Source organism: Caballeronia arvi (genome assembly GCF_001544695.2).
Lineage (GTDB): Bacteria > Pseudomonadota > Gammaproteobacteria > Burkholderiales > Burkholderiaceae > Caballeronia > Caballeronia arvi.
This window is the reverse complement of sequence record NZ_FCOM02000002.1, coordinates 251,927-268,697: the sequence shown is the minus strand read 5'-3', so window position 1 is coordinate 268,697 and position 16,771 is coordinate 251,927. Positions and strand designations below refer to the sequence as shown.

General features: G+C 63.6%; 14 protein-coding genes. 8 read left to right on the top strand and 6 right to left on the bottom strand.

Annotated features, from left to right (window positions below):
- Positions 1-22: 22 nt before the first annotated feature.
- On the bottom strand, positions 23-1,363 hold the full coding sequence (locus tag AWB74_RS04240; RefSeq protein ID WP_061145504.1) for an ATP-binding protein: 1,341 nt from the start codon (positions 1,361-1,363) through the stop codon (positions 23-25).
- Positions 1,347-2,069 (bottom strand): response regulator, encoded by a 723-nt coding sequence (locus tag AWB74_RS04235; protein ID WP_061145503.1) that lies wholly within the window; start codon positions 2,067-2,069, stop codon positions 1,347-1,349. Before AWB74_RS04235 ends, AWB74_RS04240 begins: the two co-directional genes overlap by 17 nt.
- 246 nt (positions 2,070-2,315) lie before the next feature.
- Here AWB74_RS04235 and AWB74_RS04230 point away from each other — a divergent pair, with 246 nt between their 5' ends.
- A complete protein-coding gene (locus AWB74_RS04230; RefSeq protein ID WP_061145502.1) occupies positions 2,316-2,897 on the top strand; it encodes a Spy/CpxP family protein refolding chaperone in 582 nt (193 codons plus the stop codon).
- A 69-nt stretch (positions 2,898-2,966) separates the two neighbouring features.
- Here AWB74_RS04230 and AWB74_RS04225 read toward each other — a convergent pair whose 3' ends face one another.
- Positions 2,967-3,665: a pirin family protein gene (locus AWB74_RS04225; RefSeq protein WP_061145501.1), complete on the bottom strand. Its 699-nt coding sequence runs from the start codon at positions 3,663-3,665 to the stop codon at positions 2,967-2,969.
- Positions 3,666-4,109: 444 nt separating this feature from the next.
- Between AWB74_RS04225 and AWB74_RS04220 the strand changes: the two genes are divergently transcribed.
- From AWB74_RS04220 to AWB74_RS04195, 6 genes are all read left to right on the top strand, one after another.
- Positions 4,110-4,796 carry an ABC transporter permease gene (locus tag AWB74_RS04220; protein ID WP_061124379.1) on the top strand — a complete coding sequence of 229 codons (687 nt, stop codon included), beginning with the start codon at positions 4,110-4,112 and terminating at the stop codon, positions 4,794-4,796.
- A gap of 27 nt (positions 4,797-4,823) precedes the next feature.
- Entirely contained in the window at positions 4,824-5,537 is a 714-nt protein-coding gene (locus AWB74_RS04215) for an ABC transporter permease (RefSeq protein ID WP_061145500.1), read from the top strand.
- Positions 5,538-5,562: 25 nt separating this feature from the next.
- Entirely contained in the window at positions 5,563-6,342 is a 780-nt protein-coding gene (locus AWB74_RS04210) for an ABC transporter ATP-binding protein (protein WP_061145499.1), read from the top strand.
- A gap of 535 nt (positions 6,343-6,877) precedes the next feature.
- Complete coding sequence (locus AWB74_RS04205; protein ID WP_061145610.1) at positions 6,878-8,026, top strand: porin; 1,149 nt, start codon at positions 6,878-6,880, stop codon at positions 8,024-8,026.
- Positions 8,027-8,333: 307 nt separating this feature from the next.
- Positions 8,334-9,476 carry a porin gene (locus AWB74_RS04200; RefSeq protein ID WP_061145609.1) on the top strand — a complete coding sequence of 381 codons (1,143 nt, stop codon included), beginning with the start codon at positions 8,334-8,336 and terminating at the stop codon, positions 9,474-9,476.
- A gap of 317 nt (positions 9,477-9,793) precedes the next feature.
- Positions 9,794-10,639, top strand: a complete 846-nt coding sequence (locus AWB74_RS04195) for an alpha/beta hydrolase (RefSeq protein ID WP_061145498.1) — start codon at positions 9,794-9,796, stop codon at positions 10,637-10,639.
- Positions 10,640-10,698: 59 nt separating this feature from the next.
- Here AWB74_RS04195 and AWB74_RS04190 read toward each other — a convergent pair whose 3' ends face one another.
- The 3 genes from AWB74_RS04190 to zwf form a co-directional block, all read right to left on the bottom strand.
- Positions 10,699-12,609 (bottom strand): bifunctional transcriptional regulator/glucokinase, encoded by a 1,911-nt coding sequence (locus AWB74_RS04190; RefSeq protein WP_061145497.1) that lies wholly within the window; start codon positions 12,607-12,609, stop codon positions 10,699-10,701.
- Positions 12,590-13,300: a 6-phosphogluconolactonase gene (gene pgl, locus AWB74_RS04185; protein ID WP_061145608.1), complete on the bottom strand. Its 711-nt coding sequence runs from the start codon at positions 13,298-13,300 to the stop codon at positions 12,590-12,592. Before pgl ends, AWB74_RS04190 begins: the two co-directional genes overlap by 20 nt.
- A 129-nt stretch (positions 13,301-13,429) precedes the next feature.
- Complete coding sequence (zwf, locus tag AWB74_RS04180) at positions 13,430-14,890, bottom strand: glucose-6-phosphate dehydrogenase (RefSeq protein WP_061145496.1); 1,461 nt, start codon at positions 14,888-14,890, stop codon at positions 13,430-13,432.
- A gap of 606 nt (positions 14,891-15,496) precedes the next feature.
- On the opposite strand from zwf, the gene AWB74_RS04175 reads away from it, so the two are divergent.
- A complete protein-coding gene (locus AWB74_RS04175) occupies positions 15,497-16,750 on the top strand; it encodes an ABC transporter substrate-binding protein (RefSeq protein ID WP_014190792.1) in 1,254 nt (417 codons plus the stop codon).
- The last annotated feature ends 21 nt before the right edge of the window (positions 16,751-16,771 follow it).

Sequence of the window (16,771 nt, the reverse complement as noted above, 5' to 3'; positions counted from 1 at the left end):
TTCGTTCGACTGGCGCGCGGCGTTACAGCGCGCGCTCTTCGTGCTGCGGGCCGGCGCGGCGCTCGGCGAGCGGCTGCGTGGCGATGTCGAAGGGAAATGTCATCGCGACCCGCAGCCCACCTTCGGGACGATTGCCGATCTCGCACTCGCCGCCCACGCGCCGCGCGAGCCGCTCCACGATCGCAAGTCCCAATCCGCTATGGCCGCTGCCGCCGCGCGCCGGATCGAGCCGCACGAACGGCCGGCTCGCCTTGATGAGATCGTCCGGCGCAATGCCCTTGCCGTGATCGGCGACGGATAAGACCCAGCCCTTCGCGCCCCGCCGCGTCTCGATGACGACAGGCGGCGCGCCATACGCATGCGCGTTGTCGAGCAGATTCGACAGCAGCCGGTCCAGCGTGGCCGCGGGCAGCACGAACGCCGGCCCGGCCTCCAGATTCAGGTGAACGGGCTGCACGCCCGGCGACACCGCCCGATACGCGCGCACGATACGCTCGCACTGCTCGTCGACGGGAACCGGCTCGCTGCCGTCCGGCCGGTCGTGCGCGAACACGAGGAATTGATCGACGATATGCGCCATCGATTCGACGTCGCGCACGACGCCGTCGCGCATTTTCTCGTCGTCCATCATTTCGGCGCGCAGGCGCAGGCGCGCGAGCGGCGTCTTCAGATCGTGCGCGACGCCCGCGAGCATCACGGCGCGATCGTTTTCGGTCTGCGAGACTTCGCGCACCATCTGGTTAAAGCCGTGTGTGAGCTGACGCAATTCGCGCGGGCCGCGCTCGGGTACGGGCGGCGTCGGCTGGCCGCGCCCGAAACGCCCGACCGCCTGCGCGAGCGCGCGCAGCGGATATTGCAGTTGCCACGCGCCGAAGAGCGCGGCGAGCACGGCCGTCGAAAAGATCAGCGCGAGCCACACGAGCATGCGGTCGCGCGAGCGCGGCGGCCGCAGCGGTTGCACCGGCACGACGATCCAGCCCGTGTCTTTCACGCCATGCACCCATACGCTCGGCGGGCCGCCGGGCTCGTTCAGGCGCACGTCGGTGCCGTCGGGCAGACGGTCTTTCAAATCTTCGATGAAGCGTTGCAGCGGCGGCGGAATGTCGCCGTCCGGCTGCCTCGGCACGTCCGGACTGTCGAGCTCGACCGTGCGCACGCGCGGCGGCAAAGGCTGATTCGGCGTGTTGGCGATGTGCTGACGCACCGCCTCGACGAGAAACACGGCCTCCTCGACGGCGAAGCGCGTCTGCACGTTGTCGCGCTCGAAGCGGATGATCGCGAACCAGGCGACATGCGACAACACCAGCATGCCGATGACGATCAGGACCAGCCGGCCGAAGAGCGTGTCAAATGCCCGGCGCATTTTGCTCGCCGTCCGGCACGAACACGTAACCGCGCCCCCGCACCGTCTGGATGAAGCGCGGCGCGGACGGGTCCGTCTCGAGGATGCGGCGCAGGCGCCACACCTGCACGTCGATGCCGCGGTCGGTGCCGTCGTATTCCGGGCCGTGCAGCAGTTCGAGCAGGCGCTCGCGCGTGAGCGTGCGCATCGGGTTGTTCACGAAGATCTTGAGGAGCGCGAATTCGCTGCCCGACAGCGTGATCGGCTTGTCGTCCTGTTGCAGCGTGCGCGACTGGAAATCCAGCCGGAAGCGGCCGAACGAAAAGGGCTCGCGCTGCTCGGGCGCCGCCGACGGAATCGTGCGGCGGCGGCGCAGCACTGCCTGCACGCGCGCCAGCAGTTCGCGCGGGTTGAACGGCTTGCCGAGGTAATCGTCCGCGCCGAGCTCCAGGCCGACGATGCGGTCCACGTCGTCGGCGCGCGCGGTCAGCATGATGACGGGGATGTCGTCGCCGGACGCGCGCAGTTGTTTGAGCGCGGTAAGCCCGTCGACGCCCGGCATCATCAGATCGAGCACGATGAGATCCGGCCGCTCGCGTTCGATACGGCGTTCGAGTCCACCGGCGTCATGCAGCACCGATACCTCGATGCCCTGCCGGACCAGATAGTCGCGCAGAAGGTCGCGCAGTTCGGCGTCGTCGTCGACGACAAGTATTTGCGTAGTCATGGGATGAAGTTTAGCGCGTGAGTCAGAACTCGATTGATGACAGCCGCCCCATAAGGGTTACCGCGTGTTACCACGAAAGGGAGGCGTAAACCCGCGTAATAAGCCTAAACGATGCCGTAACACGCGTCCCGTTGCGAACCCCTACGCTGTGTCTCACCGACAAGCGCAAGACCTCGACGCACTTTCCGACACGTCTTTTCAGGGTCTCGCGGCTTCGGCTTCGACAACAATCCAGGGAGTCACGAGATGGCCAAGCAATATCGCATCCTCACCGCCGCCGCTGCTGCAATCGCGCTGACGTTCGGCACGGCCTACGCCGCCACGAACGACGCGCCGCCGGCGCCGCCCCCCGGCGGCCCGGCCATGATGGGCGGTCACGGCGGCCCCGGCGGGCATCGCATGGAAATGCGCATGAAGAAGCAACTGGACGAGCTGCACGGCCAGTTGAAGCTCAACGCGGATCAGGAAAAGCTGTGGCAGACCGCGCTCGACACGATGAAGCAGAGCCACCAGCAGATGCGTGAAGCGCGCAAACAGATGCACGAGCAGTTCAAGTCGGCGGAAAACCAGGCGATCCTCGACCTGGACGCGATGCACGCCGCGCATCAGAAGCTGGATCAGCAGGCGTCGCAACTGCGCGAGCAGACCGCGACCGCGTGGCTCAACTTCTATCACTCGCTGAACGATCAGCAGAAGACGACCGTCAGCACGGCGCTCAAGAAGCACTTCGCGAAGATGCGCGAGCACGAGCAGAAGCGGCATGAGCGCTGGGAGAAGCACGGCGCGCCGGGCGCGGCGGCGGGCGCATCGGCGACTGCCAAGCCGTAAGCTGGCTTGACGCGTAAAAAAAGACCGCGGAGCTTGCGCTCCGCGGTCTTTGTCACATCAGGACAATGATCAGGCGAGATCGAACAGCAGCACTTCCGCGTCGTCGCCCTTCTCGACCGTGACCTTCGAAACGTCTTCGAGCTTGGCGGCATCGCCGGCAGCGAGCGTCTCGCCGTTCACCGTCACCGCGCCGCGCGCCACGTGCACGTACACACGGCGGCCCGCCGGCACGTCGAAGTCGGTGCGCTCGTCGCCATCGAAGAGACCCGCGAAGATGCGCGTGTCCGCGCCGATTTTCACCGAGCCGTCCTCACCTTCCGGCGACGCGATCACGCGCAGCCGGCCGCGCTTTTCATCGTCCGCGAAACGCTTTTCCTCGTAGCCCGGCGCGCCGCCCGGCGCATCCGGAATGATCCAGATCTGCAGGAAATGCGCGGTTTCGGTCGGCGAGCCGTTGAACTCGCTGTGACGCACGCCGGTGCCCGCGCTCATGCGCTGGACGTCGCCGGGACGGATCGTCGAGCCGTTACCCATGCTGTCGCGGTGCGCCAGCGCGCCATCGAGCACGTAGCTCACGATTTCCATATCGCGATGGCCATGCGCGCCGAAGCCCTGGCCGCCCGCGACGCGGTCCTCGTTGATCACGCGCAGCGCGCCGAAGTGCATGTGCTCGGGATCGTAGTAATCGGCGAAGGAGAAGCTGTGATACGAGTCCAGCCAGCCGTGGTTGGCGTGACCCCGTTCGTTGCTGCGGCGAATCTCGATCATGATATTTGCTCCCGCCCAAGGCGTTGTTTTGCGATGGAGAGAATGTAAGGGCGCGGACCTTCCGAAACAACGCGTGCGGCGGCACTACATCGTTCCGCTCATGCGTGTAATCGGACGCGTCCGGCTTCGCGCTCGCGCGTGAGCCGCGTTCGGGTAAAATACCGCGCTTTTCGGGGTGCGACGGGGCGGCGATCGGCCACAAGCCTGACCTGAAGCGCGGTTCGCCGCTTTCAGGCGCCCGGAAATCAGAGAAAAAGCGAGTCCGCCGCACAGCAGGGTTAGCAGCAACGGCAGTCCGCAATTTTGACCATCTAGAATAGCGACCGCCGGCCGCGAAGCGAGAGGCGGACGGAAAAAAGGCTGCGCGCGGGCAAAAGCCGCGCCGCGCCAGACGCAGCCGCACCCGCGCTCCATGCACGTTAGGCACCTCATCAAGGAATCACCATGTTGCAAGGCTACGGTCCGCTGATCCTCGCGGGCACCTGGCAGACCGTCAAGCTGGCGGTGCTCTCGCTCGCGTTCGCCTTCGTGATCGGCCTGATCGGCGCGGCGGCGAAGCTGTCGAGAAACCGGTTTGCGTCGGGCGTCGGCACCGTCTACACGACGCTCATCCGCGGCGTGCCCGATCTCGTGCTGATGCTGCTGCTCTTCTATAGCATCCAGATCTGGCTGAATCTGCTGACCGATGCGGCGGGCTGGGATCAGATCGACATCGATCCGTTCCTCGCCGGCATTCTCGTGCTCGGCTTCATCTACGGCGCGTATTTCACCGAAACCTTTCGCGGCGCGTTCTTGTCCGTGCCGCGCGGCCAGCTCGAGGCGGGCGTGGCCTACGGCATGACGCCGTGGCAGACCTTCTCGCGCATCATGTTTCCGCAGATGATGCGTTTCGCGCTGCCGGGCATCGGCAACAACTGGCAGGTGATGGTCAAGGCGACCGCGCTCGTGTCGATCATCGGTCTCGCCGACGTCGTCAAGGCCTCGCAGGACGCAGGCAAGGGCACGCTGCGTTTCTTCTTCTTCACGCTGATCGCGGGCGCGATCTATCTCGCGATCACCACGATCTCGAATCTCGTGCTGATCTGGCTGGAGCGGCGCTATTCCATCGGCGTGCGCAAGGCCGACCTCTAATTTGCCCATGAAAGAGCGTCACGGATCATGATCGAAATCATCCAGGAATACTGGAAGAACTACCTCTTCACCGACGGCTACCGCATCACCGGTCTCGCGATCACGATGTGGCTGCTGGTCATTTCCATCGGACTCGGCTTCTGTCTCTCGGTGCCGCTCGCGGTCGCGCGGGTGTCGAAGAACAAGCTGCTGTCGCGCGCCGTGTGGCTGTACACCTATGTGTTTCGCGGCACGCCGCTCTACGTTCAGCTGCTGCTTTGCTATACGGGCCTGTACAGTTTGCAGGTCGTGCGCGATTCCCTGCCGCTCGCTGAATTTTTCCGCAGCGGCATGAACTGCACACTTCTCGCGTTCACGCTAAACACTTGCGCGTACACCACCGAAATCTTCGCGGGCGCGATCAAGGCGACGCCCTACGGCGAGATCGAGGCGGCGCGCGCCTATGGCATGTCGTCGTTCACGCTTTATCGGCGGGTGATTCTTCCTTCGGCCTTGCGACGGGCGCTGCCGTACTACAGCAACGAAGTCATTCTGATGCTGCACGCGACCACCGTCGCGTTCACGGCGACCGTCCCGGACATCCTCAAGATCGCGCGCGATGTCAACTCGGCGACGTATCAGTCGTTCGAGGCGTTCGGCATCGCCGCCCTGCTCTATCTCATCATCTCGTTCGCTCTGGTGTGGCTGTTCCGCCGCGCCGAGCATCGCTGGCTCGCTTATTTGCGGCCGCAAGGCAAATAAGAACATCGCCGCCCAAGGACCGTTCATGATTTCCCAGCAGCACAAGCTTTTCGTCGACGACATCCACAAGCAGTACGGCAGCAACGAAGTTCTGAAGGGCGTTTCGCTCAAGGCGAAAGCCGGCGACGTGATCAGCATCATCGGCTCGTCGGGCTCGGGCAAGAGCACGATGCTGCGCTGTATCAACTTTCTGGAGCAGCCGAATCAGGGGCGCATTTTCGTCGACGGCGACGAAGTCCGCACGATGAAAGACAAGACCGGCGCGCTCAAGGCCGCCGACGCGAAGCAACTGCGGCAAGTGCGTTCGAAGCTCTCGATGGTCTTTCAGCACTTCAATCTGTGGTCGCACATGAACGTGCTCGAGAACGTGACCGAGGCGCCCGTGAACGTGCTCGGGCTCTCGAAGAAGGAAGCCGAGGACCGCGCGCGCACGTATCTGGAGAAGGTTGGGCTCGCGCCGCGCGTCGAGAAGCAGTATCCGTCGCATCTGTCGGGCGGACAGCAGCAGCGCGTGGCGATCGCCCGCGCGCTCGCGATGCATCCCGACGTCATGCTCTTCGACGAACCGACGTCCGCGCTCGACCCCGAGCTCGTCGGCGAAGTGCTCAAAGTGATGCAGACGCTAGCAGAAGAAGGCCGCACGATGATCGTCGTCACGCACGAGATGGCGTTCGCGCGCAACGTGTCGAATCATGTGGTGTTTCTGCATCAGGGGCGCATCGAGGAAGAAGGCCATCCGGATGAAGTATTCGGCAATACGCGCAGCGAGCGGCTCAGGCAATTCCTGTCCGGCAGTCTCAAGTAAGCCGAAACAACTCCCTTCCCGAAGGCGCCCGCGAGGCGCCTTTTTTGCGTCCTGCGCGCGGCGGTGCGGGCCGGCCTTGCGCTCTTCGCCGAACTAGCGCTACGGCACTCCCGCGTCAATAGGCGACAAACCTGACCCTGAAACTTACAGCAGGCTGAAGCCCTGATGGGATAAGGCTTTGCGGGCGATTTCCCATGCTTTGGGTAGCGTGTCTACCACATGGGCATTGCATTTTTGACACACACGGCAGCGGTTCCTCGATTTTCTTTGGCGGCTGTAACGTATTTTGTTAAATTGGTAACGAAAGTACCAAAACGAAGTACGCAAAAAGTAGTTTTACTTCAAAAGTCCAAAAGAAACGGAGGAACGGCGCCGATCGACGGATCGGCGCCGGGTTCGCGCCCACGACGCGCGGATCGTCAAGCACCACAGCCCGCGTGTCCTTCCTCTGAAAACGATTTTTCGGTTGGGTGCGCTCGCATCGAACCACACAGCAGCACTTGGGTTCTATTTCTTGACAGGGTTGGAGGAGATGATGAAGAAAGCTTTGCTCGCGTCGGCAGCACTGCTGACGTTCAGCGCGGTGGCGCACGCTCAAAGTAGCGTGACGCTGTATGGCCGCCTGGACGCTGGGCTCGAATACATGAACGGTGTGCCGACCGGTCCGGCCGGCGCGCCCGCCACCGGCTCCTCGCACCGCTTCAAGGCGGAAAGCGGTGACTGGGGCACTAGCTTGTGGGGTATGAAGGGCGTCGAAGACCTGGGCGGCGGCTATCGCGCCGTGTTCCAGTTGGAAGGCAGCTTCAACACCATGACGGGCCAGGGCCCGGGCGGCGGCGGTCTCTTCAATCGCTGGGCGACGGTCGGTATCGCGAACAACCAGTTCGGTACTCTGTTGCTGGGTCGTGAGCTCTTCATCGCGAACGGCGTGTGGGACTTCGATCCGTTCGGCCAGTCGAACTGGTCGTCGGCGTCGCTGGTGCGTGGCCGCAACTGGCCGCAGTCGAGCAACAACATTTCGTACCAGTCGCCGAAGTTCGCGGGCCTCGACTTCTACGGTCAGTACTCGCTCTCGAACGCGACGAACTGGAACGGTAACGGCACGACCCCGCAAGGCCGTGAAGCTGGCGCCTACATCACGTACACGACGCCGCTCTTCCAGGTGCGCGGCATGTACGACGAAATCCGCAATCCGGCGAACGGCACGCTCGGCGGCGTCTACAACCCGATCGACGGCGGCAACGGCGGCAATGGCGCCTACGCGTATTCGCGCGAATACACGGCGATGTTCAACGTCTTCCTCGGCCAGTTCAAGATTCAGGGCGCGTATCAGGCCATTCGCAGCTCGGGCATGACCGGTCAGCTGCCCGGCCAGCCGACCACGCTCGATCACGAGTGGGGCGGCGTGACGTGGCAAGCGACGCCGGCAGCGGCGCTGATCGCGGCGGTCTACCACGTGAACGGCAACAATGGCGCGGGTAACGCGACCATCTATACGGCCGGCGGCTCGTACAACCTGTCCAAGCGCACCCTGCTCGACCTGCAGGTCGCGACGGTGCAGAACAGCAAGACCGCGAACTACGGCCTGAACGCCAACAACTTCGGCACGGCCGCCTCGACGGACAACCCGTTCCAGGGTCACAGCCAGACGGGCGTGTACGCAGGCATCCAGCACTCGTTCTAAGCGACGAGTCTGAACAAAACATAGCTTCATCAGGTTTTCACGCTGCTGCGAGAGGCGCGTATCGGTGCGGTGCCCGAAAGGGTATCGCACCGTTTTTTATTGGCGCACGCGAGTCCTATCGCAGTCCGAACAGGCCTGTCAAGCCGAAGACCAAAAACTACAAATTGAAGGCGCAGACAAAGTCAGTTCTCCTCCAAAATCCGAATTCGAATCGACCACGCACGTTGCAATGTGCGGCCGCGCGCTCGTTTCGAAAGTAAAACACGGCAATTTTGAACTACACCTTTCTAGGGGTTGGCAGGAGATGATGAAAAAGGCTTTGCTCGCGACAGCGGCGCTACTCACTTTCAGCGCGGTCGCGCACGCACAAAGCAGCGTGACGTTGTACGGTCGCATCGATGCGGGACTCGAATACATGAATGGCGTGCCGTCCGGAAATGGCGGCAGCACAAATCGCTTCCGGGCAGAAAGCGGCGACTGGGGCACGAGCTTGTGGGGTATCAAGGGCGCCGAGGATCTGGGCGGCGGAAACCGTGTCCTGTTCCAGCTGGAAAACGGCTTCAATGCCATGAACGGACAGGCACAAGGCAACCTGTTCAATCGCTGGGCGACCGTCGGTATCGCGAATCAGCAGTTCGGTACCTTCCTGCTGGGACGCGAGTTGTTCATCTCGAACGGCGTGTGGGACTTCGATCCGTTCGGTCAGTCGAACTGGTCGTCGGCATCGCTGGTGCGCGGCCGCAACTGGCCGCAGTCGAGCAACAACATTTCGTACCAGTCGCCGAAGTTCGCCGGCTTCGATTTCTACGGTCAGTATTCGTTCTCCAACGCGACGGGCTGGAACGGCAACGGCACGACCGATCAAGGCCGTCAGGCAGGCGCGCAGGTCACCTACACGTCGCCGTACTTCCAGGTTCGCGGCATCTACGATGAAATCCGTAATCCGAACAATGGCGCGCTCGGCGGCATCTACGATCCGGTCAACGGCGGCAACAAGCTGAACAAGGCCAATGGCAACGGCGCCTACGCCTACTCGCGCGAATACACCGCGATGGCCAACGTGTTCCTCGGCCAGTTCAAGTTGCAGGCTGGTTATCAGGCGATCCGCACGTCGGGCATGGTGGCCCAGTTGCCCGGCCAGCCGACCGCGCTCGACCACGAATGGGGCGGCGTGACATGGCAAGCAACGCCGGCGGCGGCACTGATCGCCGCGGTCTACCACGTGAACGGCAACAACGGCGCGGGTAACGCCACGATCTACTCGGTCGGCGGTTCGTACAACCTGTCCAAGCGCACCCTGTTCGATCTGCAGGTCGCAACCGTGCAGAACAGCAAGAACGCGAACTACGGCCTGAACGCCAACAACTACGGTTACTCCGCGGCGACCGACAACCCGATTCCGGGCCATAGCCAGACGGGCGTGTACGCGGGTATCCAGCACTCGTTCTGATCGGCGGGACAAGACCAGTCATAGCTCGATAGAAAGTTTTCACGCCGCTGCGAGAGGCGCGTGCCGGTGCGATGTCCCCGTGATGTCGCACCGTTTTTTTTAAATCCGCATTATTTACAGATTGCTTGCGATAGAGCAGCCATTTCGGATACATCCAATTATCGCTGTTCCGCCCAACCGATAGCCTCGCGGGTTCGTTTCCCTATGCGAGCGCTTCCCGTGCCTCAGCCAGTCAAATTCGCCTCCCGCGCCGCTCTGCGCGAGCCCCGGACCATCGATCGCACGGACGTGCGTCCGACGGCGCGCGGCTGATCGGCATGCAGACGCGTCGCACCGCCGTGCTTCTGATCCACGGGCTCGGCGGCACGGAATTCGATCTGGGCTCGATCCACAAGATGCTCCGGCGTGCCGGCGTGGATACGCACACGTTGACGCTGCCCGGTCACGGCGGCACGCCCGACGATCTGATCGGCCTGCGCGCCGAACAGTGGCTCGAAGCCGTCCGCGCGAAGTATCACGAAGTGACGCAGGACTACGACGTCGTGCATGTCATCGGCATGTGCATGGGCGCGCTGCTTGCGATCTGGTTATGTGCGCAGGAGCGGCACGAGCGCGGCAAGCTGATCACGCTTGCGTCGCCGATCTATGTCGACGGCTGGGCGACGCCGTGGTACGCCTTCGCCCGTCATCTGCTGTATCGCCTCCCGATACTGCGCACGCGCATGCGGGTGCGCGAGCACGAGCCGTTCGGCGTCAAGAACACGCTGATGCGCACGATCATCAAGGCGAAGTTCGAACGCGGCGACACGTTTCACTATCGCTGGGTGCCGCTCGCCTGCCTGCGCGAAGTCGATCGATTGCGACGCATGGCGAAGCGCGACGCCGCAAGACTTCGCTGCGAGACGCTCGTCCTGCACGCGCGCGACGATGATCTGACGAGCCTCAGATCCGCCTGTTTCCTGCGCGACACCATCGAGCAATCGACACTCGTCGTGCTCGAAAACAGCTACCACATGATTTGCATCGACAACGATCGCCGTCTGGTCGCCAGCAGCGTGCTGGACTTTCTCGGCCTCGCCGCGAACGACGCGGCGGCGCCTGCATCGACGTCGGTGAAGAATGTCGGGCGTCCCGCTTCCAAGTACGCGGTCGCCTCGTACTGAACGAACGAAGGCCGCCGATTCTTCATCGGCGGCCTTCTTGATCACGAAACGCGAATCCGTCAGTCCCGCGCCATACCCGACGCGCCGTGGCTCAGCCAGTCGAGCACCGCGGCGGCGTCATCGTCGCCGGATTGGCGCGCCTTCGCGACCGTTTCGCTGATCTTCGCGCCCGGCTTCGGCGCCGCGCGTCGAATCGCCACGCCGACCGCGAGGATGTCGATGATCACGAGGTGCAGAATGCGCGAGATCATCGAAAGCTGCGACTCGCGGATCTCGATGTGATCCGTCTCGAGCGCAACCGTCGCGCGCTTGGCGAGCGGCGTGTTGCTCGACGTGATCGCGATGACCGTCGCGCCTTGCTGCATCGCCACTTCGAGCACGCGCAACAGTTCCGGCGCGCGCCCCGACTTCGACACGGCCACGATCACATCGCCCTTGCCGAGCAGCGCTGCCGAGGCCGCCTGCATGTACAAGTCGCCGTAAGCGATCGTCGGGATGCCGAAGCGGAAGAACTTGTAATGCGCGTCCTGCGCGACGATGTTCGAATTGCCGAGCCCGTAAAACTCGATGCGCCGCGCGCCGTTGAGAATGTCGATCGCGCGCTCGACGTTCTCGAAGTTCAGATGCTCGCGCAACTGAAGAATCGCCGACACCGTGTTGTCCAGCACCTTCGCGCCGAAGTCCGTGGCCGTGTCGCCGAGATGCACCTGGCTGTGGCTCACCGGGATCGTGCCCGTGAGCCCGGTCGCGAGCTTCAGCTTGAAATCGGACAGACCCTGGCAGCCGAGCGAACGGCAGAAGCGGATCACGGTCGGCTGGCTCACGTCGGCCTTGCGCGCGATGTCGATGATCGGATCATTGATGATCGAGCGAGGGTGATTCAGCGCGATATCCGCGACGCGCCGCTCAGCGGGCGTCAACGCGTCGCGCATCTGGCGGATGCGCTCGAACACCGCGGACGAGCCGCTATTCGCCCGGTTCGACAACTGCTCCGAGAGAATCGCGGACACGCCGAGAAACGCCGGATATTCGGCCGTGATGATGTACGTCGGGATGCCCGACAGATATTGCTGAAAGCGCCCTTTCGCCTCGAATCGCTGACGAAACGGCGACTTGTGGAACAGCTCGCCGAGCTTCAGCACGATGCCGCCGCCGATAAAGATGCCGCCCAGCGCGCCGAGCGTCACCGCAATATTCCCGGCGAACGTGCCGAGGATCGCGCAGAAACAGTTCACGGTCTCTAGCGCGAGCGCTTCGCCCTGCAGCGCGCGCTGCGTCACGTCGGCGGCGCTGAAGTCGTCCGCGACCGCCACGCTGTCGCGCTCCGCCAGCGCGCGATAGATCAGCTCCAGCCCCTGCCCCGCGCACACGCGCTCGAACGATACGTGCGGAAACTTGCGGCGCGCATAGCGCATCACGAGATCTTCGCGCTCGTCGAATGGCGAGAACGTGGCGTGGCCGCCTTCGCTGCCGAGCGCGATCCAGCGATCATCGGCGGGAATCAGGCCCGATACGCCGAGGCCCGTGCCCGGTCCGAGCAGACCGATCACGCTGTTCTGCCGGCGCGAGCCGCCGCCCACCTGCTCGCGCTGCGCGTCGGTGAGGCCGGGCAGCGCCATCGCGAGCGCGGTGAAATCGTTCACGACCAGCAGCGTGTCGAAGCCGAGCGCGCGTCGCGTCGCTTCGATCGAAAAGCTCCAGTCGTGATTGGTCATCTTCACGTGATCGCCGTCGACCGGATTCGCGATCGCGATCGCCGCATGATTGACGCGGCCGACCTTCGTGTCCTTCAGATACTGCTGCATCACTTCCGCGATGCCGGGGTAATCGGCGCCCGGATACACGCGGATCTGCCCGACCTCGCCGGGCGCGGTCTCCAGCGCGAAACGCGCGTTGGTGCCGCCGATGTCGGCGAGCAGCCTCGGTCCGTCGGCGTGCTGAGCCGCTGCCTTATGCACACCAGTAGACATCGAGCTTCACTCCTTGAGCGTGGGCCAGCGTCGAGATGGCGTTCTTCTGTGGCGCGGCGAGCGCCGCGTTCAGTACGTCGAGTTTCTTTTGGCCGGAAATGAACAGATACAACTGCCTGACCTGCGTCAGCGCCGACATCGACAGGCTCACGCGCGCATGCGGCGCCGCGCCCGGATGGACGGACACGTAGCGATCCTTCGTCGTGGTCGCGAACTCCCATTCGGGGGCGTCGGCAAAGATCGAGGCCGTGTGGCCGTCCTCGCCCATGCCGAGCACGGCGACATCCGGCAGACGGCGGCGCGGATCGGCGTTCAGTTCGGCGATGTGCGCTTCGAGCGTCTTGGCCGTATCGACGAGCGGCAGGAAATAGGCCGACGCAGCCGCGTTCTGCAGCAGCGTCTCGCGCGCGAACGTCGCGTTGCTTGCCGGGTCCGTCTCGGGCACCCAGCGGTCGTCGACGAGCGTCACGTCGATGTGCGCCCAGTCGAGCGGCGCGCGCGAAAGCGTCTGCAAGAACGGCTTCGGGCTCGATCCGCCCGATACCGCGAGGGTGGCGTGCGCGGTTTGTCCCGCGGCGTCGGCCGACGCCGCGCCCCTTGCCGCCAGGGACGCCTTCAGCGCGTCGCCCACGGCTTTCGCCAGCGCGTCCGAGTGGGCGCGCGGATCGTCGAAAGTACGAAGCTCGATCACTTGCTCCTCCTGCTTGTTCTGGTTTATCGATCCGCCATCTGTTCGCACCATCGCGACGATGGGCGAAGCGGAGTCCTGCATTCCCGTGCGCGCCGCGCGCCTCGTTCGGGCAGCGTCGGGCTCACGCCGTCAATTTTCCTCTTCGAGCCAGCACGTGCCCGCCTGCGCGAGCATGGCGCTCGATGCCGCCGGACCCCACGTGCCGGCCGCATACGGCTTCGGCCGGGTCGTCGCCGACGCCCACGCGTTCAGAATAGGTTCGACCCAGCGCCAGGCCGCTTCCTGCTCGTCGCGCCGCACGAAGAGCGCGAGCCGGCCGTTGATCACGTCGAGCAACAGGCGCTGATACGCCTCCATCTGTCCTTCCTTGAAGAACTGATCGAACGCGAGATCCAGATGCACGCTCGCGAGATTCATGCCCTCGCCGGGCTGCTTCGCCAGGCAATAGAGACGAATCGACTCGTTGGGCTGCAAGCGGATCACGAGCCGGTTCGCGCCCGCGCGCAAGGGCATGGAGCCGAGCGACGAATGCGGCACCGCGCGAAAGTTCACGACGATCTCCGCGACACGATCGGCAAGGCGCTTGCCCGTGCGCAGGAAAAACGGCACGCCTGCCCAGCGCCAGTTCTCGATCTCGACTTTCAGCGCGACGAACGTCTCCGTGCTGCTCTCGGGCCGCACGCCCTTCTCGGTCGCGTAGGCCGGCACCTGCGCGCCGCGGATCACACCCGCATGATATTGCCCCCGCACCGCGACGCGGCTGATGTCGCGCTCGTCGATGGCCTTGAGCGCGCGCAACACACGCAGCTTTTCGTCGCGCACGGAGTCGGAATCCATCGAGTGCGGCGGCTCCATCGTCACGATGGAGAGCAATTGCAGCAGGTGGTTCTGCACCATGTCGCGCAGCGCGCCCGTATTGTCGTAGAAGTCGCCGCGCGCTTCCACGCCCAATTCTTCCGCGATCGTGATCTGGATGCTCTCGACCCATTCGCGGCGCCATAGCGGCTCGAAGAGCGCATTGCCGAAGCGCAGCGCCAGCAGGTTCTGCACGGGCTCCTTGCCGAGATAGTGATCGATCCGGTAGATCTGCTCTTCCTGGAAGATTTCGCCGACGGCGTCGTTGATCGCGTTCGACGACTTCAGGTCGTAGCCGAGCGGCTTCTCCAGCACGATGCGCGAATTCTGGTTCAGCCCGACATCGGCGAGCCCGCGGCAGATCGGCACGAAGAGCGACGGGCCCGTCGCGAGATAGAAGACGCGCGTGCCGTCGTAGCGGCCGAGCACGTCGCGCAACAGGGCGAAGTCTTCCGCGCGGCCGAGGTCGAGCCCGACGTATTCGAAGCGCTCGACGAAGCTGCGCCACGCGGACTCGTCGACGCCATTTTTCGACACGTGCGGCTTCACGTGCTCTTCTACCCAGGCGCGATATTCGGCCTGCTCCTTGGCTTCGCGCGCGACCGAGACGATCTTGCCCGCCGGGTTGAGCATGCCCGCGCGATGCGCCTCGAAGAGCGCGGGAAGAATCTTGCGCATCGAGAGATCGCCGGTGCCGCCGAAGAGTACGAAGGTGAAGTTCGAGTCGCTTTGCATGGGCCTGAACGTGGGTTCGAGAACTGGGATGTGAGTCGAAATCGGGATGTGCCGCCTATGAAACTTTCGGACGCCCGACGAGGGCCGTAGTCCGATAAAAATTTTTTTGACACTGAATTGTAGTTTAACTACAATCCAAATCAAGAGGAAATGTCACTGAAGGAAAAACCGCAATCTGACAACCAGATCAATCTGAAGATTTGCAGTTTCCCGGGTAGACATCCTGAGCGCATGTTAATGGAGCCTGCGGTGTGCCGCTCTCCACCGGAAAGCGCCCTTTCCGGTTCGCATGCGACGGGCCTCGCGCCTTGCCGTCGAGCGCGCCCTGCGTGGCGAAGCCTGAACGCCCAGGTAAAAATCAAAAGAGGAGACAGCCGTTGCGATTCAATTTACTCATCTCTTGAGAGCCGTGCGGCCGACCATCGGTTGCCGGCCCGGCACGCCGCGCTCGTTCGATTCGCGCCTGCCGCTTCCCCGCCGACACCGCCGATTTTCAGCCATACAGTTTTGCCGTTTGACCACCGCTTTTGATCACGCTTTTAGCCATGCTTCTGGCGGCATCGGGAGCCAATCGTTTCTTGTTCAGGTGTCTGGAGGAGATTAACAATGAAAGTCCGTAAGCTCATGGGCGCGCTGTGCGCCGCAGGTCTTCTGTGCGGCGCGACGGCGTCGGCGGTTCAGGCTGCCGAGGCTGTTTCCGTTCTGCACTGGTGGACCTCCGGCGGCGAATCCAAGGCAGTCGGCGTGCTCAAGGACGACATGACGAAGCAGGGTTACACCTGGAAGGACTTCGCCGTCGCGGGCGGTGCGGGCGCGGCCGCGATGACCGCGCTGAAGACGCAGGTGATCTCGGGCAATGCGCCGTCGGCGGCGCAGATCAAGGGCCCGCTGATCCAGGAATGGGCCGAGCAAGGCGTGCTCGTGCCGATCGATTCCGTCGCGGGCGACTGGAAGAAGAACCTGCCGCCGGAAATCGACAAGATCATCCACGCCGACGGCCACTATGTCGCCGCGCCTTTCTCGGTGCATCGCGTGAACTGGCTGTATATCAACAAGGCGGCGCTGGACAAAGCCGGCGGCAAGGTGCCGGCCAACTGGAACGAGTTCTTCCAGGTCGCCGACAAGATGAAAGCCGCGGGCATCATGCCGATCGCGATGGGCGGCCAGCCGTGGCAGGACCTGACGCTGTGGGAAGACGTCGTGCTGTCGCAGGGCGCGGACTTCTACAAGAAGGCGATCGTCGATCTCGACCAGAAGACCCTGACGTCGGACAAGATGGTTCAGGTGTTCGATACGGTCCGCAAGATCCAGGGCTACTTCGACAGCGGCCGCACGGGCCGTGACTGGAACCTCGCGACCGCGATGGTCATCAACGGCAAGGCCGGCATGCAGTTCATGGGCGACTGGGCGAAGGGCGAATTCGCCGGCGCGAACAAGAAGGCGGGCACGGACTATATCTGCGCGCCGGTGCCGGGCACGGAAAAGGCCTACACGTTCAACGTCGATTCCTTCGTGTTCTTCCAGCAGAAGGGCCAGAAGGCGGCGACGCCGGGCCAGCTCGCACTCGCGAAGACCATCATGACGCCGGAATTCCAGGAGCAGTTCAGCCTGAACAAGGGTTCGATCCCGGTGCGTCTGGGCGTGTCGATGGATAAATTCGACGACTGCGCGAAGAAGTCCTACGCTGATGAACAAACGGCGATCAAATCGGGCGGCTATGTTCCGTCGCTCGCGCACGGCATGGCTCAGGGCGATGCCGTCGCCGGCGCGATGACCGATGTCGTGACGAAGTTCATGAACTCGTCGCAGGATTCGAAGAGCGCGGTTGCCGCACTCGCGAACGCCGCCAAGACGAAGTAAGGCAGTGTCCGCCCGGCGCGT